The sequence below is a fragment of the Larkinella harenae genome (genome assembly GCF_054780515.1).
The window spans coordinates 1,225,902-1,251,849 of the sequence record NZ_BAAGWE010000002.1; the positions used below are offsets into that span (position 1 = coordinate 1,225,902).

Annotated in this window: 20 protein-coding genes; 12 read left to right on the plus strand and 8 right to left on the minus strand. The window is 47.8% G+C overall.

What is annotated here, in order from left to right:
* The first annotated feature begins 609 nt into the window (after positions 1–609).
* Both ACYVH9_RS16075 and ACYVH9_RS16080 read left to right on the plus strand, forming a co-directional pair.
* Positions 610–894 (plus strand): hypothetical protein, encoded by a 285-nt coding sequence (locus tag ACYVH9_RS16075; protein WP_460637386.1) that lies wholly within the window; start codon positions 610–612, stop codon positions 892–894.
* Positions 894–1,232 (plus strand): LytTR family DNA-binding domain-containing protein, encoded by a 339-nt coding sequence (locus tag ACYVH9_RS16080; RefSeq protein WP_460637387.1) that lies wholly within the window; start codon positions 894–896, stop codon positions 1,230–1,232. The genes ACYVH9_RS16075 and ACYVH9_RS16080 overlap by 1 nt, the downstream gene beginning before the upstream one ends.
* A gap of 7 nt (positions 1,233–1,239) precedes the next feature.
* On the opposite strand, the gene ACYVH9_RS16085 is transcribed toward ACYVH9_RS16080, so the two are convergent.
* From ACYVH9_RS16085 to ACYVH9_RS16095, 3 genes are all read right to left on the minus strand, one after another.
* The gene (locus tag ACYVH9_RS16085; protein ID WP_460637388.1) at positions 1,240–2,391 is read right to left on the minus strand and encodes an N-acetyl sugar amidotransferase; all 1,152 of its coding nucleotides are present in this window, start codon (positions 2,389–2,391) and stop codon (positions 1,240–1,242) included.
* A gap of 59 nt (positions 2,392–2,450) precedes the next feature.
* Positions 2,451–3,710, minus strand: coding sequence for a hypothetical protein (locus ACYVH9_RS16090; protein WP_460637389.1), 1,260 nt, complete (start codon positions 3,708–3,710; stop codon positions 2,451–2,453).
* 213 nt (positions 3,711–3,923) lie between these two features.
* On the minus strand, positions 3,924–6,254 hold the full coding sequence (locus tag ACYVH9_RS16095; protein ID WP_460637390.1) for a GumC family protein: 2,331 nt from the start codon (positions 6,252–6,254) through the stop codon (positions 3,924–3,926).
* Positions 6,255–7,053: 799 nt separating this feature from the next.
* Here ACYVH9_RS16095 and ACYVH9_RS16100 point away from each other — a divergent pair.
* On the plus strand, positions 7,054–7,854 hold the full coding sequence (locus ACYVH9_RS16100) for a TerC family protein (RefSeq protein ID WP_460637391.1): 801 nt from the start codon (positions 7,054–7,056) through the stop codon (positions 7,852–7,854).
* A gap of 48 nt (positions 7,855–7,902) precedes the next feature.
* On the opposite strand, the gene ACYVH9_RS16105 is transcribed toward ACYVH9_RS16100, so the two are convergent.
* On the minus strand, positions 7,903–8,562 hold the full coding sequence (locus tag ACYVH9_RS16105; RefSeq protein ID WP_460637392.1) for a hypothetical protein: 660 nt from the start codon (positions 8,560–8,562) through the stop codon (positions 7,903–7,905).
* Positions 8,563–8,696: 134 nt separating this feature from the next.
* Here ACYVH9_RS16105 and ACYVH9_RS16110 point away from each other — a divergent pair, with 134 nt between their 5' ends.
* From ACYVH9_RS16110 to ACYVH9_RS16120, 3 genes are all read left to right on the plus strand, one after another.
* Positions 8,697–10,208 carry an NADH-quinone oxidoreductase subunit N gene (locus ACYVH9_RS16110; RefSeq protein WP_460637393.1) on the plus strand — a complete coding sequence of 504 codons (1,512 nt, stop codon included), beginning with the start codon at positions 8,697–8,699 and terminating at the stop codon, positions 10,206–10,208.
* Positions 10,209–10,283: 75 nt separating this feature from the next.
* The gene (locus tag ACYVH9_RS16115) at positions 10,284–11,393 is read left to right on the plus strand and encodes a family 20 glycosylhydrolase (RefSeq protein ID WP_460637394.1); all 1,110 of its coding nucleotides are present in this window, start codon (positions 10,284–10,286) and stop codon (positions 11,391–11,393) included.
* Between the two features lie 428 nt (positions 11,394–11,821).
* A complete protein-coding gene (locus ACYVH9_RS16120; RefSeq protein WP_460637395.1) occupies positions 11,822–13,714 on the plus strand; it encodes an amidophosphoribosyltransferase in 1,893 nt (630 codons plus the stop codon).
* A gap of 64 nt (positions 13,715–13,778) precedes the next feature.
* On the opposite strand, the gene ACYVH9_RS16125 is transcribed toward ACYVH9_RS16120, so the two are convergent.
* Positions 13,779–15,179 (minus strand): vanadium-dependent haloperoxidase, encoded by a 1,401-nt coding sequence (locus ACYVH9_RS16125; protein WP_460637396.1) that lies wholly within the window; start codon positions 15,177–15,179, stop codon positions 13,779–13,781.
* Positions 15,180–15,274: 95 nt separating this feature from the next.
* On the opposite strand from ACYVH9_RS16125, the gene dnaG reads away from it, so the two are divergent.
* Complete coding sequence (gene dnaG / locus ACYVH9_RS16130; RefSeq protein WP_460637397.1) at positions 15,275–17,257, plus strand: DNA primase; 1,983 nt, start codon at positions 15,275–15,277, stop codon at positions 17,255–17,257.
* Positions 17,258–17,341: 84 nt separating this feature from the next.
* Here dnaG and ACYVH9_RS16135 read toward each other — a convergent pair whose 3' ends face one another.
* Positions 17,342–17,767: a helix-turn-helix domain-containing protein gene (locus ACYVH9_RS16135; RefSeq protein ID WP_460637398.1), complete on the minus strand. Its 426-nt coding sequence runs from the start codon at positions 17,765–17,767 to the stop codon at positions 17,342–17,344.
* 322 nt (positions 17,768–18,089) lie between these two features.
* Between ACYVH9_RS16135 and ACYVH9_RS16140 the strand changes: the two genes are divergently transcribed.
* Positions 18,090–18,788: a LuxR C-terminal-related transcriptional regulator gene (locus ACYVH9_RS16140; protein WP_460637399.1), complete on the plus strand. Its 699-nt coding sequence runs from the start codon at positions 18,090–18,092 to the stop codon at positions 18,786–18,788.
* A 45-nt stretch (positions 18,789–18,833) separates the two neighbouring features.
* Here the strand turns inward: ACYVH9_RS16140 and ACYVH9_RS16145 are convergent, their stop codons facing one another.
* Positions 18,834–19,814, minus strand: a complete 981-nt coding sequence (locus tag ACYVH9_RS16145; protein WP_460637400.1) for a LytTR family DNA-binding domain-containing protein — start codon at positions 19,812–19,814, stop codon at positions 18,834–18,836.
* 217 nt (positions 19,815–20,031) lie between these two features.
* Here ACYVH9_RS16145 and ACYVH9_RS16150 point away from each other — a divergent pair, with 217 nt between their 5' ends.
* Positions 20,032–20,232, plus strand: coding sequence for a hypothetical protein (locus ACYVH9_RS16150; protein WP_460637401.1), 201 nt, complete (start codon positions 20,032–20,034; stop codon positions 20,230–20,232).
* 12 nt (positions 20,233–20,244) lie between these two features.
* The gene (locus ACYVH9_RS16155) at positions 20,245–21,378 is read left to right on the plus strand and encodes a lysophospholipid acyltransferase family protein (protein ID WP_460637402.1); all 1,134 of its coding nucleotides are present in this window, start codon (positions 20,245–20,247) and stop codon (positions 21,376–21,378) included.
* A gap of 578 nt (positions 21,379–21,956) precedes the next feature.
* Here the strand turns inward: ACYVH9_RS16155 and ACYVH9_RS16160 are convergent.
* Positions 21,957–22,286, minus strand: coding sequence for a transposase (locus tag ACYVH9_RS16160; protein WP_460637403.1), 330 nt, complete (start codon positions 22,284–22,286; stop codon positions 21,957–21,959).
* Positions 22,287–22,680: 394 nt separating this feature from the next.
* Between ACYVH9_RS16160 and ACYVH9_RS16165 the strand changes: the two genes are divergently transcribed.
* Both ACYVH9_RS16165 and ACYVH9_RS16170 read left to right on the plus strand, forming a co-directional pair.
* Positions 22,681–23,469: a polysaccharide biosynthesis/export family protein gene (locus ACYVH9_RS16165; protein ID WP_460637404.1), complete on the plus strand. Its 789-nt coding sequence runs from the start codon at positions 22,681–22,683 to the stop codon at positions 23,467–23,469.
* Positions 23,470–23,529: 60 nt separating this feature from the next.
* Positions 23,530–25,881: a GumC family protein gene (locus tag ACYVH9_RS16170; RefSeq protein WP_460637405.1), complete on the plus strand. Its 2,352-nt coding sequence runs from the start codon at positions 23,530–23,532 to the stop codon at positions 25,879–25,881.
* The last annotated feature ends 67 nt before the right edge of the window (positions 25,882–25,948 follow it).

Sequence of the window (25,948 nt, forward strand, 5' to 3'; positions counted from 1 at the left end):
ATAAATGTAATTTATAATTCCTTAAAATGCTACCGCTCTTCACAAAGCAGTCCGTCTGCTTGCACACACGAAATTTACTCATAAACAAGCAATTGAGCGCAAATACCGTCACTCCTACAGCCAATGACACCAAGCGTTTCAAGTCAGCACCCGGCTAAAGCGCTTCCCAAACGCCCTTTTCTTTTCGGAGCAGCCCACTGGACAATTACTGTGCCAAAGGTTCTATTTTTTTGCTGAAACCGTCAGAGTGATTATTCGGTAACCGATTTCAGCGAATTGGTAACCAATTCCCCGTTTTTTAAGAAAAATTCATCAATAGAACTATTTGGCCCATAAAATGGCATTGAAATTGGATGAATATAGCTGTACGTTAATTCCTCACGAGTTATTATTCATCTGGTTGGTCTTCCGGGACGCATAAGGTGGCTTTGTACGAGTGAGTTAGCTCCCCTGAAAATGTCTTTCTGGTTTACTCAACGCCACCAAATTCAAACCGAAGTTGCAGTACCTTCTAACCGGATCCTTCCCTCTCCTGGTTATGAAACTGCCAACATTCCTATTACAACCATTCAAAACCATGTTCGGGCATGGGAGCAGCAACGGCTTTCTGTGTCACAGATCATGGCGCAGGCTCGGTGGTTTATCCTCTGGCATCAGCCTTCAAATAATTTTACGCCCTACGGTTTTGCCGTACTGGCCGAGTGTCCTAATGCGGTTTACGGCTACAGCTTATGGGCTCGCCAGAGTGGTCGGGTTCAGGCCATTGCCACCGCAACCGCGAAGCCCCTCTTGGATGATTTTTTACAAGCCGAACAGTGTGAATTGACAACGGAACCCGCCCGCGTTCGCTTGTTTTTACAAAACGTTACCCAACAACTGATGATTGCCTCCTAATGCACCAAAAAACTGGGTCTTTACAAATAAGAGGCTATAAAGTTCCCCTGGTACTCTCCGACCTTATTTGGCTGGAGGGAAATAGTAATTACAGTCTATTGCACCGGCACAATGCTCCTAACCTGATGACTGCCAGAACGCTGGTTCGGTGGCAAAAACTTCTTCCTGGATTTATTCGCATCAGCCGGGGTGCCCTCGTCAACCCGATTCATATTACCCGTATGCAACGACTTTCGACGTATCAGGTCGAAATTACACTAACCAATGGGACGGTTTTGCAAGTGGCCCGCCGTCGCATCGCGGAAGTCTTCCGAGCGCTCAAGTCAACCGAAAATTAAGACGCTGCTAACTGGCGTATTTCAGGTAAAGAATGTGCGGTAAAATACGCAATTGGCAAGCCAGCCAGATCGGCAAACGCAGGAACCGGATCAATGGCAAATAAGTCTTGAAATCCTTGTGTGATCGGGGAGGCCGGTAGTACAGGTTTTCCCATTCTTCCAGTGTCCAGCCCAATTTCGAAATAGCGTACGTTACCACCGACCGGTCGTACTGGTACGAACCCGCAGCCAGCTCCGCTATAGCCTCCTCCCGGCTTACTTGTCCCGAACGAACCAGCGCTGACAATTCCGTTTTTCGCTTGTCAATATTGAATTTATTGGGCAACAAAAACGATTGGAAGAATTTGGTATACAGATTTTTATGGTGATATCCACCGTAATACTCCCAATCTAAATCGTGGATCAGCACTTTATCTACGCTCTTCTTGTCATATTCAATGTATTCCGGCAACCGAACCTCTTTGATTCTTTTTACAAAAACACAATAGAGCAGATACGACAGGCTCATTATTTTAAAGCTTTTAATCCTGCCGCTACCAAACCGCCGGTGGACATCCCGGATGTAGCGCCCGTCCATGTAAGTCCAGCTGATGGGGGAAGTGCCTTCGGTCCGGAACGAGTGCCCGTGCAGAATATAGCCAATATTTTTCTCGGCGGCTGTTTCATACAATGCCGACTGGACGGCATAAACCGTGGGAATATCAGCGTCGGATACCGATGCTTTCAGAAACGCGCGCTGCAAATCCTTAAATTCTTCGGGATCAGCCACGACCGTGCGCAAGTCTACCCGCAACAGCTCCGTTGCTTTCCGGATGTTTGAAATCGCGATTTCGGTATTCCAGCCATTATCGAAGTAAACGGCCAGGGGACGCAACCCCATCTTACGCGCCAGATAGAGCGTATAGATGCTATCCCGGCCTCCACTGACACCTATCACACAATCATGGGCTTTGTTTCGGCCCTCTTGTTTTATTTTTTTGAAAATCTTGCGCAAACTTTCTTCCTTGTCCTTCAAAGGATGAAGCCGCTCCATTTCATCGTGAATGTAACAATATTTACAGACGCCCTTCTCATCGAACCAAATATCTCCTACGGTTGTGTCGAACACACAGCGAGTGCATCGCTGATAATCGGTCATTGCCGTGAACTTCAAAGGCATCGTCATCATTTCTAGTTAGGACAGCGTATTCGTACGTAATAAACCTTCAGTAATTCTGGCTATACTTTGCTGCGGCTCAGGCGAACCCGCGGCCGTCTGATGTTCTTCTCCGAAAACGTACCGGTCAACCGATCGGCCAGAAAAAGCAACGCCAGCAAAACCGGGCGATCGAAAATAGTCTGCGAAAAACCGGACAATAACACGGATAAAAAAGCAAAAACCGCAAACAGTGTGGCAAAACCGTAAAATTGGCAATAGAACCAGAAAAATAAGAAAAGCATGGCTAGATACAGCAACGCAGCCGGAATACCATACGTGACCAGCAAAGCAATAATGCCGTTATTTCCCTGAATGAATGGGGCCTGATTACGCCCTGCTTGCCCGACACCAACCAGTGGACTTTTTAACAACATGCTCAGATCGAGGTATGCGCTGTTCAAACGGGGATTTTCGTCGGGCTGTGTAAGGCTGATGCTTTCCTGCAGGGGCATTCCTGCCCGGTTCATCTGCACAACAACCAGCAACGCAGCAAAAAGTACGGCCAGCAAACTCGTTTGCCGGATCCGCCTGGCCGTCACCTGCTCGGTCAGCAAATACCCCAAACAAATAAGGAGCAATGTTACGCTGCCGACGGTTGAGAAGGTGGTGATCTGCACCACAGCCAGCCAGGCGTTTCGCTTGTTAATCATTGTTTTTTTCCGGATGATGTTAAAAACCAGTGCCAGATTGATCAGCGCAGCAAAAGTATCTGGCCCCCAGAAAGGCCCGCAATTTCGATTAAGCAGGAAACCGCCCAGCTGATCGACGGCAAACGGATTAAACGTATACACCAGTATCGTTGGACTGGCGAGTCCCTCTCCGATTGAAAACAAAGGCTTGAAATAGACTTGGGCGACGTTCTGAACCAAAAACCGTTCTGCCTCCGGAATATACGTCAAGAAATAAATTGGCAGGCTGATTACAGCGGAGTAGAAAATAATTTCGACGAACCACTTAATGGTGTTTAAACCGCAGATATGCGTGATCAGGTAAACAACGGCTAGCCGGGTGAGGAGGGGTAGCAACGATGCCGGCACAAAATTATTAAACTGGATGGCCTGAAGCAGTTGCAGTAAGAAAACCACCAGAATAATCACCAGCGGGCCGAATGTAAAGCGGGTTTTTCGAACGATAGCGACTAGACAGGCCGCCAGCAACAGCACGATGACATACTCCTGGTTATGGTAAAAGTATTCTATTCCCGATACCGCAATCAAACCGTAAACGAGTAGACGCTCCGGCCAGAATGTTGGTTGAGAAACGGTATTCATCTTTTCCATGCTTCTAAATCGCCCACCGGTGCGCCCCTGCTCTGCTATCACTTGTCCCTATCGGCGCGAACCGAAATATCCTTTTTGCTGCGATACATACCGAGGAACAATGACCCTATTTATTCTAAAACGATCCGCTCAACGTCCAGCGCGTCGTCACCGGTCATACAGGCTATTGTTTATAGCCGGACCGACTAGTTCAAACGGCGAATAGCGGTTACGTCAATGGAGCAAATACTTTCGCAATAGATTTGGCTTGTCGTTCTTTGAACTCCGGTAGTAGTAGTACCGGTAATCGTACGAAAACCGGTTTTTGACGGAATTCAGGACGATGTTCAAGTTGGGAAAGCGTTTGTCCCGGTATAGTTGATCGACAAATTTGAGGTGAGCCCGATTCGTAATATTATGCCGAACCGCATAAATCGTCACATCGGAATACGCCCCCACCAGTTGCGCATCGGTCACCAACCCGATCGGTGGTGCGTCAATGATAATATTATCGAAGCGGGCCCGCAGTTCTTCAACCATCTCACCCAGGCGGGGGCCGCTGAGTAATTCCGATGGATTGAGCGGAATCGGGCCGCAGGAAATAATAAAAAGGTTATCAAAACCGGGCACCTGCTGCAATACATCATCCAGGTTTGCCTCGTTTTTCAGGTAACTGCTACTGCCCCGGAAATTAAGCATATTAAGGGCTTTGTGCAGCTTGGGCCGGCGCAGGTCCATATCAACAATAACCGTAGGCCGACCAACCAGAGCGATACTCACCGCCGTGTTGAGTGACAAAAACGATTTTCCTTCGCCACTCAGGCTAGAGGTAAACAGCAACACCTGCGTATCTTCGGGTTTGTCGCGCATGAACTGCAGATTGGTGCGCAGCGCCCGGATTTGTTCAGCCGCTACCGAGCGTTTTCTGCCATTGACGATAATCGGGAATTCGTGCCGCACGTAAGCAATCTCCCCAATAACGGGCGTAGCGGTTGCTTCATTGATTTCGGCCCGGCTGGAAACGCGTTCGTTAAAGAACTTCCGCACCCGGATCACCAGGATCGGAATCAGCAAACCAATTATTCCAAATACCGACAAGATCAGCAGCTTAATGGGTTTCACCGGCTCCGGACTTCCGCTGGCTGTATCAATGACCTGGCTATTGGTATCCACCGAAGCGTACGAGAGCGTAGTCTCTTCCTGCTTTTGTAATAAATAGGTATACAGATTGTTTTTGATGGCCTGCTGACGCGTAATGTTCACCAATTCACGCTCCCGGGCCGGTACCGCCCGAACCTGAGCCTCATACTGCTTATTCGTTGCCAGCAATTGGTTGCGCGACCGGATCAAAACACTACGCTGCGTAGCAACGGCCTGCGCAATACCCCCTCTGATGGCCGCAATCTGATCGTCGATAGAACGGAGCATGGGAGCTGAGTCCGACGAAGAGCGGAGCAGTTGAGTCCGTTGCTGATCCAGATCCGCCAATTTAGTGATGAGCGTCGTCAGAGCCGGATCGTCAAACCGTGTGATCGCCGGTACTGCCCCCCGGTTTCCGGGCTGGGCACGAACGTATTTTTCCACATCAACCAGCGTGCTGAGCTGGATGGCTACCTGGTTGAGTTGTGCATCGTTGGATTGCAGCTTGTTCAGCAGTGTCTGCGCCCACGCGCCAACCCCCGAAATCCGGTTGGTGGTTTTGTACTCCTCGATGCTTTTTTCCAGCGCGGCCAGTTCGCCAGACACCAGTTTCAAACGTGACCGGATACCATTCAGGGCGCTCGTAACCTGGCGGTTTTTCGCATCGGTGGCGGCTGAATTGTAATTGGCAATAATCTGATTCAGAATAGCTTCGCCTTTTGAAGGAACGGCATCCTCAATGGTCATCACCAAAACCGTCGACGCCTTGCTGCTCGGTTCTACGGTAAGCTGGCTCAGATAATAGCGAATGGCCTGTGCTTCGGTCATCACCTGTACCACCAGGGGTTCGTTTGAGTAGACCACCGGCTGCTTGATAAAAACCTGCAACCGTCCAAAGGGCGTGTTGATCAGCTGATTGGCCGGATACACCCAATCGTTCAACCGAATTGTTGTTGGGCTGATAATGCCAATTTCCAGATCAGCCCGGTACAAATTGGGCGTCGGTTCATTCAGCACAATCCGGATTGGCGACTCTTCGTAAATTTCCCGCTTGCCAAAAGGGGTGCTACGGAAGTAGCGAACCGTCAGATCGAGCGAATCGACCACCTTTTTCATCAAGGTGTTCGACTTCAGAATTTCGATCTCATTTTCGACTACTTTACTCGGGCTGTACAAATTCAGCTCTTTCAGGACGCCATTATCTGCAGTGCCCTTTGGCTCGTCTTTCACCAGTAGGCTGGCCTGAACCTGGTAGATGGGTTCCGTAAACCAGATATAAACAAAGCCGGCCACAATCATCGCGATCAGCGATATCAAAAACCATTTCCAATATTTAAGGTAGTCCCGCAACGCTCCTTTCGTATCGGAAGGATTAATTTCCCCCTGAGGATACGTAGGATAAGTATACATGTTCGATGACTTCATAAAGCAAACAATAGGACTAGATATATATGGGCACTCGTATTCGTTGCTTACGACGGCTTTTCGCTACCAATTTACGAGATTCGCCAAAAAGCCGTAGCAAGTTAGCACTTATTCACCGTCATTCTGGAATGATCAAAAGAGGAGGTAGTAACGACAAGCAGTATAACTGAGTATTTTTACTTTTTTTTCATAGTTTCAATGCCTTTTATGGAACGTATATAGCACCTCTACGCATATGTAAAATGTACAAAAAAACTCGGACTATAATGCCTCCCACGCGCACCATTAACTAAAAACTTTAATTTAACAACAGCAAATCTACTATAAATAGGCCGTATCAAACAAACTGATAACACTAAACTTATTATGTGGCAGCAAAAATAATTTACAATTTCTTTTTGAGCATACAAATATTTATTTTCTTTACAACGAAGAAATGGCCGTTTTCTTTAACCTGCCGGAGAATGAGAAAATGAGCGACGCAAAACACAAGCATCGTATTGTCAGCACGTTATCAAAGACCCGGAACGGAGTACCTTTTCTTATCCAGCGCCAAACAGCCCGGCTCCTATTTGCTAATTGCGACTCGTCATAATTTAATAGCTACCCGTTTGTTTCTACCTAACATGAGTAAAATCATTCAGGAAAAATTTTGCCTTTTGCCCGGAAGGGTTTTCAAGCCAATCAACTGGTCTGCAAACCTTTTGTCCATGCTGTAGTTCATTCTGATAAAATTTTACGTTGACCTGCCGCAAAGCAGATAAATTCGACCCATTCAACTCCAATTATCACACGCAGAATGGCACACCTGTTTTCCGCTGAAAGCCTGATCAGTTTGCTTACATTGACCTTCCTGGAAATCGTTCTGGGAATCGACAACATTATTTTTATCTCCATCGCAGCCAATAAACTTCCTTTGTCCGAACAGCCCCGGGCCCGCAACATGGGCTTGATTCTGGCCATGATTTTTCGCGTATTGCTTCTATTTGGCATTTCCATCCTGATTTCACTCAGCAAGCCGTTCATGCATTACGAAAGTGATTGGTTCGATGCGGCTTTTACCGGGCAAAGTATTATTCTGATTATTGGAGGGCTATTTCTGCTATACAAGGCAACGTCGGAAATTCACCACAAACTGGAAGGGGGGCCGGAAGACACGGCTTCGACGACCGGGAAAGCAACGCTGATGGGCGTAGTGACACAAATCGCCATCATCAATATCGTTTTCTCCATCGACTCTATTCTAACCGCCGTCGGGTTGACGCAGAACATAACCGTGATGATTATTGCGGTGGTGCTGTCGGTCCTGATTATGATGTTCTTTGCCGGGCCGGTGGGCAAATTTGTCAATGAGCACCCCAGTATTCAGATCCTGGGGCTGGCATTTCTCATTATGATTGGCTTTATGCTCATCGCCGAAGGGGCCCATCTCGCCGAAATTGTGATCTTCGAAACCGAAATTGGGGCCGTTCCCAAAGGTTATCTTTATTTTGCCATTGCCTTCTCGCTACTAGTGGAGTTTCTGAATATGCGCCTGCGGAAGAAGAAACAACCTGTGCAGCTCCGGGGCTATGAAGAGCGGACCAAACAGGTATACTAGTTTGATAAGCGGCCATCGGGGAATCAGGTCGTACCGATTCCCCGATGCTCATTTCGCATTATAGCCTTCCAGCAGCGTAATCAGGCTCGCTTCGTTGCTCAGATTTAAATCCTGCTCCTTGATGAGTTTCTCCACCCGATCCTTTTGATCGGCCAAAGCAGCCAGCACCGATTTCTTATTTTTCTGAATTCGTTGCAGGCTACCGTCCGCTTTAGCAATAAAGTAATAGTCCTGTTTTTGAAATTCTTTCGTAACCGTTGCCGAATTAAACGGTTTATTTTCCATTATATTGATTTTCATCTGTTTTAATAGCTTGGTGGGACCATCCACCAACACTTGATAAAAGGTTGTCGGCGTGTTATTGTTGACCGCAGCAAAACCGTTCCGGAATATCATCTCGCCGTTGTCGACAATCCGAAACTCCTTCATCGCGGCCGGGCTCAGGCGATAAGGTTGGTTGTTTTGCATATACTCCAGTTCACCGGCGTACACATCGTAGCGCACTTTTAAATTCGGGTACGATTTGCTGTTGGCCGCCGTTACCGTTCCCTCCTTCCACGCTTCATTTAAGTAAGGAGATCCCTGCACATCGACGTACTTGTTGGCCCGGATAATCTGACCATTGACATCCGTCAAAAACACACCCTGAGCACGGGCACAGGTCATCAGCCCCAAAACGAGAAGATTCAAGATAAAAATCGCTTTCATTAGAAGTTATTGTTTAAAGCGTCTACTAGTCAGTCATATGACTTACAATTGTACAAGATAACGAAGCAATCCAAAAACCAGTACGCTTTTTTTGTACCTTTACCGCCATCAAAATACGCCTATCCGTTTTTGCTTTGCAGCTCATTGATCAACTAACTGATAGCATAACGAGTATATCCGGCTTCTGGCCGGAGATTGCACTGGTTTTAGCCATCTTTCTAATTGTTATATCGGATTTACTGTTCCGGCCCCGATCAGGGCCGCTACAACGCACGGCGCTTTCCGATGTCGACCCGGCCGCTTTGGCCAAAAACCGTTCGATTCAATACGGTCTCTCCCTGCTGGCCATTCTGGGTACAGGCCTTTTCGTGATCGGGCAATGGACGCAGGAAAAGGGATTTCTTTTCAACGCCATGCTCTTGCTGGACAACCAGGCCGTCTTTTATAAGCTCATTGCAACGTTGGCGGCCTTTCTTGCCGTGCTACATGCCTGGCTGGTCAATCGTTCACAAGACGGGTTGCCCCTCGACTGGCTTCCCATTTTGCTTGGGCTCCTGCTGGGCCTTTACCTAATGACGATGTCGGTCAACTTGCTGACCATTTACCTGAGCATTGAACTGGTGTCAATCAGCTCGTACCTGCTGACGGCCCTCTCGACGGACCGTAAAGCATCCGAAGGCGGCCTCAAATACCTTCTTTTTGGGGCGGTTAGTTCGGCCATCATGCTCTACGGGATGTCACTTCTCTATGGTTTGGTGGGTACACTTTCCCTCTCCGACTCCTTTGAGCAACTAACCCGAAACGATTCGTTTGTTCTCTACGTAGCGGGCTTTCTGACCCTGGCCGGAATCCTGTTTAAGTTATCACTGGTGCCTTTTCACATCTGGACACCCGATGCCTACGAAGCCGCCCCCACACCCGTTGTTGCCTTTTTTTCCGTAGCGCCCAAAGCCGCAGCCTTACTCGTTTTGATGCGCGTACTCACGGTTTTACCGTCTGATTTTCAGACTCCACTGGCGGTTATTGCAATAGCCAGTATTACACTTGGTAATCTGTCGGCACTTTGGCAGACCAACGCCAAACGGCTGCTGGCCTACTCATCGATTGCCCACGCCGGTTTTCTGCTGGTAGGCGTTGTGTCCTTCAACGAAACGGGCTTTGAGGCCGCAACTTTTTACGTGGCCACGTATGTGTTCATCAACATGGCAGCCTTCCTGCTCATCGACCTCCTGTCGCACCAACGCAATGATACACTCACGCTCAGCGATTTCAGCGGTTTAGGTACTAGCCAGCCTTTCCTGGCAGCCGCCATCACCGCCGTTATGATTGCTCTGACGGGGTTACCGCCGACGGTAGGTTTTACGGCCAAACTTCTGGCATTCTCGGCCCTGCTCGAAGCGCACCAGACCAACGGAAATCCCTGGTTACTGGCGCTCTTTGCCATCGGCTTGTTAAACGCCGTTATTTCCCTCTTTTACTACCTCCGGATTCCTTTCCTGCTGTATTTCCGTCCGGCCCCCGCCGTCAACTACCCAGACAAAAATCTCAGCAATCCCCAGCTTATTCTGGCCACGGTTCTGACCGCTCCCGTACTCCTGCTTTTTTTTAAACCGGACTGGGTGCTGCGCTGGATCGAGGGGTTGTAAAACTTCCTATAGCCGACATTGAGCGTCCTTTTGTACATTTGTTCATAGCATGCTGATCACCTTTTCCGTTCACCTATGAAAAATGTCTTTTCTACACTCCGCCTTTTCTGTTTACTTCTCTTTTTTACGCCGTCAATGGCGCAGATGCCGCTCGATAGCCTGATGCCGGTCCGCGGTTTCTGCATCGGTTCACCCAAGCCTGATCGGGTTGACGAATTTGTAACCTTCATTGAGAAAGAGCTTGCTCCCCGACAGGTTAACACCCTGATTCTCCGCGTTGATTTCAATTACGAATTCAAAAGCCATCCCGAACTGCGCGATAGCGTTGCCTTATCAAAACGTGATGTACGGAAAATGCTGAAGGCCTGTCAGAAGAACAACATCCGGCTAATTCCGCAAATCAATTTGCTGGGCCATCAGTCGTGGGCTAGTCAAACCCATAACCTCCTGCGCGTTTACCCCCAATTTGACGAAACGCCCCAGGTCAAGATGCCGGAAAAATACCAGTGGCCCAATGCCGACGGTTTGTATTGCAAAAGCTACTGCCCGCTCCATCCAGACGTTCACAAAATCGTTTTCGAACTGGTTGACGAAATCTGCGATGTTTTTGAAGCAGATGCTTTTCACGCCGGAATGGACGAAGTATTTTACATCGGCCACGAAAAATGCCCCCGTTGTTCGGGGCATGACAAAGCGGAATTATTTGCCGGTGAGGTAAAAGTAATTCGCGATCACCTGGCCCAGAAAAACCGTACGCTCTGGATCTGGGGCGACCGGTTGCTGGACGGCAAAACCACCGGCCTGGGCATGTGGGAAGCCAGCATGAACAACACGCACCGGGCCATTGATCTCATTCCGAAAGATGTGCTGATTTGTGACTGGCACTATGAACGACCGGACCAAACGCCGGTTTATTTTGCAATGAAAGGCTTAAAAGTGATGACCTGTCCGTGGCGAATGCCCAAAAACGCGGTTTTGCAGGCTCAGGATATGGTTAAGTTCCGCACAACGGCCACCAAAGCCATGAAAGACAATTTTCACGGAATGATTCAAACCGTCTGGTCGGATGCCGGTTCGTTTCTGGATGAATACTACGGTCGGAAAAAAGCCGATGAATCGGGTAATACCGCTTCCAATTGCTTCCGCGCCCTGTACGACGAAATCAATAAAACCGCTTCCCGCTGATCAATAAAACCGTGCCTGGGGTACAGGCACGGTTTTATCTGATTCCAAAAAGCCTTTTCCAGGTCGGAAATCACGGCATAATCCCGTCTTTCTAGCCTTTGCATTCCTCATTGTTCGCCATCCAATGTCAGCAAAGACGCAGGTCAAATTTGCACTAAACAAATAATCTCTTCACCCAGCCAATTGGAAGTTCAAGTCTGTCAACAAGGCCCAAAGTCCTGATCTAAAGCAATTATCACCTAAACTAAAAACCGGATAATATCATTACGTTTACTGCGTTATCGATAGAAAGTAGATTGGACTGCGGGGATGAATAAAAAAGTCTTGTGAACGATAGAGCTTCACCTTTTTCCTTTTCGTAACTTTGTCTTGAATTGAACGAAAAGCATTCTTCGGAAGTTACCTTCATAACAACTAAAGCACCAGGCATGAGCGACGCCATTAAGCACGAGTGCGGTATTGCCCTGATAAGGCTCCGCAAGCCATACCAACATTATATCGATAAGTATGGCACTCATTTATACGGCATCAATAAATTGTACCTGCTGATGGAGAAACAGGTAAACCGGGGTCAGGATGGCGCCGGGGTTGCCAACATCAAAATTGACGTACCACCGGGCCACCGTTACATCAGCCGCTACCGCTCGGTAGCCAGCCAACCCGTCGCCGACATCTTCCAGAAGATCAACAAGAAATTCCGCAAAGCACTCAAAAACAACAAGGAAAAAGCCCGCGATGCCCGCTGGCTTCAGGAAAACCTTGCGTTTACGGGTGAGGTTCTGATGGGGCACCTGCGTTACGGCACCCACGGAGCCAACGAGATTGAAAACTGCCATCCGATGCTCCGCCAGAACAACTGGCGCAGTCGCAACCTGGTGATTGCCGGCAACTTCAACATGACGAATGTTGATGAGCTGTTTAAAAAGCTCGTTTCGCTGGGGCAGCACCCGAAAGATGAAGTCGATACCGTGACGGTAATGGAAAAAATCGGCCACTTTCTGGACGAAGAAAACCAACGCGTGTTCGACCGCTTCAAGGGAATCTACGAAAATCCGGACCTGTCGGACATCATTGAAGATAACATGGACCTGCAACGGGTTCTGCACCGCTCCTGCCGGGATTTTGACGGTGGGTACGCCATGGTGGGCATGACGGGTTTTGGGGCTTCTTTTGTGGCCCGCGACCCGGCCGGAATTCGCCCGGCTTATTATTACGCCGACGATGAGGTGGTGGTAGTCGCTTCCGAAAAACCCGCTATCAAAACGGCATTCAACGTTGAGTACGATCAGATTCAGGAGGTAAAACCCGGTCACGCCCTGATCATTGACAAATACGGTGAATATGGCGAACATGAGTTCGTCCAACCGATCGAAAAGCGCTCCTGTTCCTTCGAACGGATTTATTTCTCCCGGGCTTCTGACCCCGATATTTACAACGAGCGTAAACAGCTCGGTAAATTGCTGATTCCACAAATTCTTCAGGAAATCGACTACGATCTGGAAAATACGGTTTTCTCCTACATTCCTAATACCGCCGAAACCGCTTTCTTCGGCATGGTGGAGGGAATTGAAGAGCACCTGGCAAAACAGCGGAAAAAGGCCATCATGGAGGGCATTCTGTTTGAACAGGATCTGGATCGCCTTCTATCGTTCCGCCCCCGAATCGAGAAGTTGGTTTCCAAAGACGTCAAGCTTCGGACGTTTATTGCCGACGATTCCCAACGGGATGAGATGGTTTCGCACGTGTATGACACGACGTTTGAAGTCATTCGGAAAGGCGTCGATAACGTAGTGGTCATTGATGATTCCATTGTCCGGGGAACGACGCTTGAAAAAAGCATTTTGAAAATGCTCGACCGACTGGGTCCGAAGAAAATCATTATCGTCTCATCGGCTCCCCAAATTCGGTTCCCCGACTGCTACGGGATTGATATGTCGAAAATGAAGGAGTTTGTGGCATTCCGGGCAACCCTGCAACTGCTCAAGGAAAGTGGTCTGGACAACCGGGTTGATGAAATTTACGCCCAGTGCGTCGCTTCCATCGAGTCGGGCAATGCGGCCAGTACCAATTACGTTAAAGCCCTGTACGAGCCATTTACGCACGAGCAGATTTCTGAGAAAGTAGCGGAGATTGTGACGCCGAAAGATCTGAAAGCCGACGTATCCGTGATCTTCCAGACGGTTGAAAACCTGCGCGTAGCCTGTCCGAACCATTCTGGCGACTGGTACTTTACCGGTAACTACCCAACTCCGGGGGGCAACAAAGTCGTCAATAAGTCTTTCGTCAATTTTATGGAAGGCAAAGGCGTTCGGGCTTATTAAACGAGTTAAGAGTTTACCGATAAGTAGAAGCCGCCTGGTTGGGTTATTCCTGCCGGGCGGCTTTTTATTTTGCCCAATTGAGTTCGTTAATGTTCTGGCCAACGGTTTTTCCGGTGCTCAAACCAATCTCGTTATCCTGACGGGTATGAATTCCGCCCAGGTAGCGGGAATAAGCCGACTCCTCCGCGGCTTCCCAGAAGGATTTGAAATGCCGGGCTTTGAAATCGGTTCTCCGTTTTTCATCCCGCACGCGATTGAGGTGTGAATCGTCCGTAAAGGCAAACGCATCGCCGTAAACCTCATTCAATACAATAGCCGCAGCCGCCGACTGGGTAGAGTGGCCAGAACTATACCCCGGAAAAGGCGGAGCGGGCCAAAACGGTATCCAGGACGGATCAATGGTCCGGCGCACAAAGGTGTACGGTCGTTCGTTATTGAAGATGTATTTGCATTTCCAGCAAATCGTAAAGGCATCGGCAACGGCAATGCCCGTGCGCGCCAGGGCTTCAGCCGCTTTTCCCAGATCAGCCTTCGCCACGCCCGTCGCAATTCGGGCTATGTTGTAGGAATGGCCCGGCGGGGTAAAGGTATCACTCGGATCGTCGGCCCACCAGATTGAAATTTCTTTCTCCGTCTGCGTTAGCGATTTATTTTTCGTATAAACTTCCAGATACTGCGAAAAATACTGCGATTTCACATCGGCCGAAATCGGCAGCGGCTTCGGAATGGGCATGCTCGAATTGCTGGCGACAAACGTACGGTTTTTACCCCAGTAAGGCTGCATCGGTATTTTTCGCCCATTTTCAGTCGTTTGCCAGCAACCATTAAAAAGTGGCACTTTGTAATCTGTCGGAAAATTTCGATTGTACCCCTCGTGGCCCCCGTCGGTTTTCGACCATTCAAAGATGGCATCCGCTATTTGTTTACCAAACGCCACCGATCGGTCCAGCACGTCGCTGGCAACGGATTCAGTGGCAAAGCTCGCCCGGATGCGGTTTTCCAGTGAGTCAATTTTTGCCTTGTTAGCCTCACTGGTGTTGGCGTAAAGCTTCCGCAGAATCTGGGCCTCGGCCGCATTGGCTGAGGCAGGCCAATGGTAGGCATCCTTTGCATTGATACGGGGCAAACTGGTGAGCCCATTCAACTGCCCGGCCAACGACCGACGCGTCGGTATACCGGGTACGACGGCTTCGTACAGTGCCACTCCACCATAGCCCAAAGCACGGGAAGCCACCGGTGGTGTAAAACCGTTCGTATGCTGAATTAAATACAATTGCATGCCAGACCATTGCAGTGCTACCTCCGCACTGAACCGATCGGCGGTTTTACCGTGGGGCTGAACGCTTCCTTCTTCCGACGGTTTTGTACAGGCCTCCAGCGCAGCCACCAGCGAAAGAAAAAAGATTGCATTCGTTGCTTTTACAAGCAACTTTTGTAGTAATTCCTGGGTAGTTATATCGATCATAATCTGAACTTTTCAACCTGAAAAACAGGGAACGTTGCGTAATTCCTCTTGCAAAAACGTTGCCAAAAGCGGGCGGAGTTATGTACCTTTGAAGTATGCGTATTCCCGAGGAAACCATTGACCGCATCCGCCAATCCGCCGATATTATCGACGTGGTCAGCGATTATGTTTCGCTTAAAAAGCGGGGACAAAACTGGATTGCCTGCTGCCCGTTCCACAACGAAAAAACGCCCTCGTTTAACGTCTCTCCCGTTCGCCAGATCTACAAGTGTTTTGGCTGCGGCAAGGCGGGTGACCCGGTGCGTTTTGTCATGGATATCGAAAACATCGGCTATCCGGAAGCCTTACGGCATCTGGCCAAAAAATACGGTATCGAAATTGCCGAAGAACAGCTCACGCCCGAGGAATTGATTAAGCAGAATGAGCGCGAGAGCCTGTTCATTGTGCTGAACTTTGCCAAGGATTACTACCACTCCCATTTATTGACTTCTGACGAAGGGCAGAGTATCGGATTGAGTTATTTCCGCGAACGCGGCTTTTTGGATAATACCGTTCAGTCCTTCGAACTAGGGCACAGCCCGGACCAGTGGGATGCCCTGTTGCAGGAAGCCAGTCGGCGGGGCTATCGCTCCGAGCTGCTGGAAAAAGCCGGGTTAGCCTTATCCAAAGAAGGAGGCAAACCGTACGACCGTTTTCGGGGCCGGGTTATTTTCCCGATTCATAACGTAGCGGGCCGCGTTATTGCGTTTGGAGCACGGATTCTGAAAGCAGATAAGAACCAACCCAAATACATCAACTCGCCCGAAACCGAGGTTTACCACAAAAGTCAGGTTCTCTACGGTATTTTTCAGGCCAAAAACGCCATCCGCCACGAAGACATCTGCTACCTCACCGAGGGCTATACCGACGTCATATCCCTGCACCAGGCTGGCATCAAAAACGTAGTGGCCTCGTCGGGCACCTCATTAACAATTGAACAGATCCGTTTGATCAGCCGATTTACGCAGAATGTCACCATTCTGTACGACGGCGATGCGGCCGGGATCAAAGCTGCTCTGCGCGGTCTGGATATGGTGCTGGAAGAAGGGCTCAACGTCAGTGTTGCCACCTTTCCGGACGGCGACGATCCCGACAGCTACGTTCGTAAAGTGGGCGCGGAGGCCTTCAAGGCCTATCTTAGCCAGCACTCCAACGATTTTATTACCTTCAAAACCGACATTTTGCTGAAAGATGCCGGTGACAATCCGTTCAAGCGGGCCGAAATCATCACGGAAATTATCCAGAGTATTTCCAAAATACCGGATCCGATCAAACGACAGGTGTTTTTCCAGAAAACCGCCCGCCAACTCCAGGTCGATGAACAAACCCTGATTTCGGAAAGCAACCGGATGGTGCTGAATCAGCAGAAACAGCAACTCAAACAGCAGTCTGAAAAGACAAAACCAGCCGCAGCTCACCCAGAGTACCCCTCCTTTCCGGAGGAGCTAACAGAAATTTTAAACGATTTTCCGGTTGCTGCCCCGTCGGCAGAACGGGCTCCCGGGCAGCGCACTCCGCAAACCCGCACCCCACTTTTTTATCAAGAGGAAGAATGCGTTCGGCTACTGGTCAACTACGGAGCGCACGAACTGGAACCAGATATCTCCGTTTGTCATTATATGCTTAGCGAACTGGGCACAATGGAATTTGAAACACCGGTGCTCAACCAAATGCTGACGGAGATTAGGGAAGGATTTCTGGCCAATGAAATTCGTACAGCCGATTATTTTTTGCGGCATGCGAACCAGGAATACCAACATCAGACAATTGGCCTGGTAACGGTTCGTCACCAGTTGAGCGAAAACTGGCAGAAACACGAGATTTACGTGCCTACGGAGGTGGATAAGCTGGCCGATGCCGCTTACACGAATATACTGCGCCTGAAAAAGCTGGTAGCCGAACAGCAGATGAAGGACTTGAAGCAATTGATCAGTCAAACGACGGACCCGGAAGAGAGTGATCGGCTAATGATGGATTACATGCACTATAAAAAAATAGATATCGAAATCGGGCGACTATTAGGAACCGTTATTTCCTAAGAATAGCCAGAAAGGGAAATGACGAGTTAGCTTAAAACGCCCTGGAGGTGACATCACTAAGTTAACTCGTCATGTTTATGAGTGTCAGGCAGCCAGGCTGTCCATTCTCGATATTTTCTTTACAAAGCGACGCAGAGTATCCTGACTGATAGGCTGTGGCAGCTGATGGTTGATCTGCTTCAGTGCCTGACGCGGTTCTTTCGGATAGGTCATCATGGCTTTCATGACCTTTTCAACGTGCTGTTTGTTTTCTGGATTCAGTTTTGGCTTCAGGCCGCGACCGGGTTTATCCTGTAAACCTTGAACGCCATCTTCCTGCCAGCGATTCATCCAGTTATAAATACTACGACGATCTACGGCGAACATTTCCATGAGTTCACTGACGGTCAATCCATAGTAACTGTAAAGTACACATTGGCAACGTTTCTTTAAAACACTGCTCTGGCTTTCCCGAATTGTCTGACGGAGTAGTTCGACTTGTTGTACAGTTAAGTTTTTAACGTTCCGCATTGTTATTGAAATTAATAGTTCTGTTCCTTGTTTTCTCGTGTATTACAAGTGAAAACTACATCGCTATTTTCTATCAAAAAAGTCATTTTGCGCAGAATAACTACTTTTTCGTGTGAAATAACCAAATTTGCAGTATCTAGCGTTCGATTTTCTCAGTCCACTTCTACGTGTTTCTCGATTACAATGTTTCCTGGAAAGGAAGGCACTGAGCTATTTCCTATTTTGGTTATTTCACACCAAAAAGTATTGATTTCAATTCACTCCATGGATCAACAGGCAAACTATAGTGTAGCTTTAAAAGTGAGAGCTACCATCCATTAACATGAACAACACAAATTTGAAATCGGAATCGTCTGCATCCTCGTTTTCCCTGCGACGGAAAGACTTTTCTATCCTGGTAGCTCAGGCAGAATTGTTCACCTGTGAAGTCCTATGTCAGTTACTGAAGCAGCAAGGATATAATGTAGTTGGGAAAGCCGTTGAGATGGAAGACACCATTCAACAGATTCGGATCAAGCAGCCACAGTGTGTTATTCTGGAATCTGAAATTTCGGGAAGGCGGAGCGTCGATATCGTTCAGCAGGCTCGCGCCGATAACCAGCGGACCAAGTTTATCCTCTACACGAGTAAACCGGATCTGAAACTGGTGGCCAATGCCATGCAGCAGGGCTTCTACGGTTTTCTGTACGCGAACGACGGCCTGGATGAACTGTACAAATGCTTTCAGACCATCAGCAATGGCGGTTATTATTACAGTCCCGGCTTTTTGTTGTTGCTGAAGAATTACGGAATGAACGTCATGTCCGACGAGACGAAGGAGCAACTCGGTCGGCTCACCGGACGTGAGCTTGAAATCCTGCGGTTGATTGCCCAAGGCGTGACAGGGCACGAAATCGCGGATCAGTTGCACATCAGTTACCGGACACTGGCCAATCATAAAACCAATATCGCGCAGAAGCTGGAGCTAGGAAGTTGCCGGAATCTGGCCCGGTACGGGATTTCGGTTAAAGATTACTTATAAATGTATTTGAAGCAGCAATACGAAACCCAGCTTGGTTCGTAGATTTTACAGAATCTCGCTTTTGGGAGGAGAGGTGTATTCAACCTCCTGGACCGAGAAGCGAACCAGACGGTTTTTGAAGTCCTGCAAACGGGCGCGCGGCATGTCCGTTTCGTCGTTGTTAGGAGTCTGCATCCGAATGCTGTATTTGCCATTTTCCCAGTAGGCATAACTCGCCACAAAGCTGAGGTTGATGATGCAGTTGCGCTTGGTTCGGAAAAAGAGTTCCGGATTCAGCTCATTGGCCAGCTCATTCATCGTCTTGCTAATGGCCAGGCGGCCCGTGGGGTGAACCGCGTAGTAATACCGGTCTTCGGTTTCGAACCAGTAGCAGTCCTGAACGGCAATGATCGTTTCGCCAAATGCATTTTTGACTTTCAGGTGAGTCAGGTAAGAACCCGGCTGTGGCTCCAGTGATTGAAAGGGTTTGGCGGCTTCCGCATTCTTTTTCCGTTGCCGGCGCTGCTCCAGAATATCAACCAACAGAGAACCGTTGACGGCACCATAACCCATGATCAGGACCGGAATCAAATAAAAAAAATAGAGTCGAAGGGTATACGTGCCCTGGATGTACTTTTCAAGGTACACTTCCAGGTCATAATGCGGAAACTGAACCAGCAAGTAACGAACGGTTTGTGTGACCGGATTGAACAAGAAGAAGGCCAGCAGCATGACGGGTAAAATTTTTACCTCGTAATTCATGATGTTCTTTGGCGTGAGTTCAATCTGTTTGATTCGGCAGGCTTCGTGGTAAATATTCAGAAGCATCAGCAGGATAATAAGGGTACAGATCTCCGGCAGAATACCGCCCCGGAACAGGATCCAGATGTACCCCAACACTCCACCGTACTCCTTTACTTTCAGGATTTTCTTTTCAAACGCAAAAAGCCAGTTGAACGCTTCGAAAGTCAATACCGCCAATAGCAATATACTCAGACTCTTGAAGGGCCTTTTTATATACTTCAGATTTAGCGATACTTCAGTCATTGCTACTCCATTCACTCTTCAACTTCTTGAACTGTGCTAAGTTACTAACAAAAAATAGTAATTAGTTACTAAAGCTGCATAATATTTTAGACAAAAGTTGCCATTCTTTTGGCGGGTGCCGGCCGGTAATTTTGTATCAGTCAATCGGCAGTAATAACCCCGGGCAAAAGCGATCGATTGATGACCAACTAATATCATTCAAACATCATCTATCGTCATGAAAAAGAACTTTGTTATCAGCTCTGCAAAACAATTGTTGAATTCTGCTACTACCAACCTGAACGTAATAGCAAAAAACGAAATCAATGACAACGCTCGTCTGGCAAAAGGCAAAGACGACACCAAAGAGTGCTGTGACTGGTGGCCATCCTTCCACGGTTTGCAACCCAACAGTCTGGATCAACTGGCTCTTTCTTAAGCTAACTATTTTATGAGCAACTTTGTGCATCACTATCAAAGAGAATTGGATCGTTGTCGTCAACAATTCGAGTCTCTGGATCTTCGGAAAGAAAAAGGATACCTCTTCAAGTTCACGACGTTCTCGGCGAGTGTCCAGAACATTCTCCCCGAGATCCCGATCGAGAAGCACGAGGACCTCTTCCGGAAATTGCTACTTCAGCAGGTTTATACCACGTTTGACCAGCAATTTCTGACCGCTAATGACCTGATTCAAACCAAAGGTCCGGTTAAGGAACTGATAAACAGCCCACAACCGAACATCTATTGCACTTTTCATCTGGGATCTTACCGCCTGCTGACCACGTATCTGTATCGAAACGGTGTCGATGTAGCTCTACTGGTCAGCAGGGGTACCTACCAGGAACAGGGGCCTTCCATTATGGCCACGATCCAGGGGCTCCAGAAGAAACACAAGCTCACCAATTCGTTCCAGTTATTGGATGCCGAGCAGACGTCGTCGACGCTCCACGTCCTCCGCGAATTACGGGCGGGTACCTCTTTGGTTATCTTTCTGGATGGCGTCACCAGCACGACGGGCATTGATCGTCAGGAGAATAAAGAAGTTCAGGTGCGTTTTGGCACAAAAAATGTATGGGCCCGCAAAGGTGCCGGCTTCCTGTCGTATGTCACCAAAACGCCGATTATTCCGGTAATCGGTTACCGCGACCGTAACCTGAACAACGTTTTATCTTTCCTCGATCCCATTGCCCCGCAGGCTAGTAATGATCGCGAAACCTACTGCCAATACAGTCTTCAACGAATTTATGACTCCTTTTGGCAGTACCTCAATCAGTACCCCGAGCAGTGGGAAGGCTGGAATTACATCCACAAATTTCTGGATCAGCACGAGCTGGAACAGCAAGCTGTCCAGCCCCTCCCCCACCGGCAGCGGCCCCAAAAAAGAATTGCATTCAACCAAGAACGCTATTCAATTTGCGACCTGGAAGATGCTCCCATCCTTTTTGATCGCCGACTGTACGTTACTTACGAAATTTCACCTGATCTGCGCGATTTTCTGCTGCAGCTCGGCACAATCGAGTCACCTGAAGATGTTTTAGGCACCGACATGTACCTCGATTTATTATCCAAACAAATTATTGCCTAACGATTTAGGCAGTAAGAAGTTGAGTTCAATTTTGTTTTCTCTGTATTTCGAGTCGGATCACGGAACATCTGTTCTGATCCGACTTTTTTATTGCATTATACCCACAATACGCTGTATTTAAACGTTGGTGGCATAAATTTTGCGTTTATCTATCCGGCCAATTATCGAACAAAGTGTCTGATAATATGGCGCATGAATTTAAGATGAATATTTAATTATATAGAGGTTAAATAATAAAAATCCAATTTACCATTTATTTTACGTGCAGTGTTCTTGTTTTATAACAATTTAATTTATCTTTGAATTATCGTTTTCAGGCAGTCCTCCAGGGGAGTGCCCAAATTTTTGACTGATAATTCGGGCACTCCAAGGCAAAAAGGGTGTAAACTGTATGAAATAGCTTAGGAATGTCCTTTTATCATTTCCGTAACTTCTTCTTAGCCTCTCTGTCACATCTAAAAATACTCCAACACGAGTGAGCTGGAGTAATGAAAAGGAAGTAACTGTTTTAGCGCATGGCTTAAACGCCGTCAATCAACACACGGCGCGGCTTGTCTACCCGGTTTGCTGGGTCTGGCTTACGATGAGCTAACGGTTGACATACTTTGCTCCGCCGTGATCGGAGTATAATTTTCGGAGGCTGTTACAGCGGGGAAATTTAATTGCAAAAGGGTTAAGATTTTTGCTAACGTTCCATCCCGCTGCCAACGACGAAAACGATCATAAATGGTTTTCCAGGAACCGTACCGCTCGGGCAGATCACGCCAGGGAGCGCCGGAATTTAGTATCCAGAGAATACCATTGATGGATTGACGATGGGAGCGCCACGGGCGACCGGGACGGTTGTTGGAAGGCATCATATCCTTTAGCTTCTCCCATTGTGAGTCGGTTAATTCATACTTACGCATGGCAAAATAGAACAGCGATAGAAGGTAAAAATTAGTTAATTTAACTTAAGTAATTGCAAAAATAAATTCAAAATCGGTTGATCAGTGCGATGATTTTAGGAAGAGCAGTCCTCTTTCAAAAGTGGGTAAGAAGTCTGATAACTAAATCGCTGGCGAAAAATGAGAAAATATTTTTGCAATTCCTACAGAATCCGACAATTATTTAGAATCCGGTACCAATTTTAGTGAAAATCGCGAATGATTAAATGTGAAATTATTTATGCAACTCGTTAAAAACCGTGAATAGATCCATGAAAAACCGCTTATTTTTCACACCAGGCAGACCATACTTATCATAATCCTTGTCGAATAACTCTGTCTAGCTAGTCATCTGTATACTCTTATATTGCATCACATGAAGATTTGGAATTGGGTCGCATTTTGCATCGTAGCCATTGGTTTTTCATCCTGTATTTCGCAAAAGCAGATTACGTATTTTCAAACACCTACCCCCGACAGTACGGTTGTAGCCGAAACCATTACCAATCGATTCACTCCCACCATTCAGCCGAATGACATATTAAGTATCAATGTCAATAGTTTGAATCCGGAAGCCAGTGCATTTTTTAACCCATTCACTGGCATGGATCGTGTTGCTACTTTCCAAACTTTCCAGGGACAGGTTCCAGTAACGTCGGCCATTGGATACCTTGTTGACTCGGCCGGTACCATCCAGTTGCCGATGGTTGGGAAAATAAAAGTATCCGGTCTGACATCCGTAGCTGCCCGGGACGTTATTCAGGAAAAATTGAAAAACTATTTAAAAGAACCGACCGTAGCAGTCCGATTCCTGAATTTTAAAGTATCTGTATTGGGAGAAGTAGTTCGCCCATCTATGTTTAGCATTCCGAATGAGCAGATGACTATTACGGAAGCTCTCAGCTTGGCTGGTGATATTACGATTTATGGTCGCCGGGATAATGTATTAATCATCCGGGAAACCAACGGTAAGCGTGAATTCGGCCGGATCAATATGAACCAGCGCGACCTATTTAAGTCCGCCTATTACTACTTACATCCGAATGATGTAGTCTATGTAGAACCTGGTCGGGCACGAGTTGCGTCATCCGATAATTTTTACCGGATTGCTCCGCTGATTATCAGCACGCTCTCTATCCTTGCTTTAGCCTTGTCTCGACTCTGATAGTAAAACCATTTCTATATTTTATTAATAAATAGTTATACAATACAGCAATTACTCATTATGATCAACAATCCGTACGTATACGCTCAACAAGAGGAAAAAGAGCCCGATCTGCGGGTCATTCTCTTCCGCTATCTGAAAAACTGGAAATGGTTTTTGCTTTCGCTGGTCATTGCGTTGGCACTGGGGTACGCGTACTTACAGTATCAGGTGCCGCAGTACAAAGTGCAGTCAAGCATTCTGATCAAAGACGAGAAGAAGGGTATCTCGGGGGAAAGTATGCTGAAAGAAATGGATTTGTTCACCTCCTCTAAAGTGGTAGAAAACGAGGCCGAAATCCTGAAATCATATTCGCTCATGGAGAAAGTGGTCGGTGAGCTGGATCTTGATGTTACCTACTTCCATGATACCAAAGTAGGCGAACGCGAAATCTACACCGAATCGCCCATCCGGCTCATTGTCGAAAAGGCCCAACCTCTCCTTTACGAAGAAGGCATGACGGTGGAATTTGCCGATGCCAAAACTGTTCGGGTCAACGGGAAAACCTACCAAGTCAACCAAAGCCTGGACACTCCTTTCGGGCGACTGCGATTTTTCCCCAAGCAGCCTATCAATGCAGCAACCGAACCAGTCATTGTTCATGCATTACCGGCTCAAGAAGTGGCACAGGAGTATTTGGAAAAGCTCAAAGTAGAACCCACCAGCAAGCAGTCAACGGTGCTCCAGCTGGCACTGGAAGAACCCGTTCCGCAAAAAGGGAAAGACATTCTAAATAAGCTGGTCGAAGCTTACAACGCAGCGTCCATCAACGACAAGAACTTGGTGGCATCGAATACCCTGAAATTTATTGAGGACCGGTTAGAATTAATCTCCGGCGAACTGGCTTCGGTAGAAAAAAATGTTGAATCGTATAAGTCAACGCAGGGTATTACCGACATCAGCACGGAATCGCAAATATTTCTGCAAAGTGTTCAACAGAATGACACCCAATTGAGCCAGGTCAACATTCAACTGGGTGCGCTGGAAGACGTAGAACGGTACATCCGCCGGAAGGCAGGAGAAACCGGTGCGACACCCTCTACTCTCGGACTAAATGACCCCACCCTGCTGGGCCTGATTACGAAGGTATCGGAGCTGGAACTCCAACGGGAAAACCTGGTGAAAACAACCTCGGAAAATAACCCGATGCTCCGCTCGGTCGATGATCAGATCCGATCGACCAAAGCCAATATTTCCGACAACATTCAGACGATGAAAAGCATTCTGACCGGTACTCGTCAGAAATTAGTGGGGCAGAACCGAAAATTTGAATCGATGATCCGTTCCGTTCCTCGCAAAGAGCGCGCCTTGCTCGACATTACGCGTCAGCAGGCTATCAAAAATAATTTGTACACCTACTTGCTCGCCAAACGAGAAGAGACCGCCCTTTCCTACGCGTCGGCTATTTCCGACAGCCGGACCATCGATGCGGCCCGAAGTACTAGCAAACCGGTAAAACCTAAAAAGCCGTTGATTTTCATATTATTTGGAGCAATTGGTTTACTGATACCTATCGGCGTAATTGCTGGGCGTGATTTGATGAACAACCGCATTGCTAAGCGCACCGATATTGAGGAATTGACCAGTACACCAATTATCGGTGAAATTGCGTACGCGAAGCATAAATATCCATTGGTTGTCACATCCAACAGTCGTTCGATTGTGGCGGAGCAGGTGCGTGCGCTCCGGACTAACCTGCAGTTCCTGCGTTCGAACAACGAGAGCCTGGCCATCCTGTTCACATCCAGTATCAGTGGAGAAGGTAAATCGTTTATCTCCATGAACCTGGGAGCTAGCTTGGCGCTCATTGACCGCCCCACGGTTATTCTAGAGATGGACTTACGCCGACCCAAACTTCATTCCATGCTCGACATCCCCAATACCGTAGGTATCAGTAACTACCTGGTAGGCCAAGTCACGCTGGATGAAATCATTCAACCCGTACCAGGTATGGATAACTACTTCATACTAACCAGCGGCCCCATCCCTCCGAATCCGGCGGAGCTGCTATTGAGTGATAAAGTCGATGACCTATTCCATCAATTGCGGGAGCGCTTTCAATACATCATCGTAGATTCTCCGCCAGTCGGTCTGGTAACCGACGCCCAAATTCTGGCCGAAAAAACAGATGCTACCATGTACGTAGTTCGGCATGAGGTGACGCCCAAATTGCACATGAAAATGGTGGATAACTTATACAAAGAGCAGCGCTTTCGGAAACTAAGTCTTGTTCTTAATTCTATCAACGAAAGTGGTGCTTATGGGTATGAATACGGCTACGGATATGGATATGGATACGGTTCAGGAGGCTATTATGATCAAGCTTCTGATAAGAAAAAACCGTTTTTCAAAAAAATGCTACCTGGTTCGTAGTACATAAATAGCCCCGAAAAAATTCGGGGCTATTCTAAAGCTTTTCTTTTAAGATATACTCAACTGA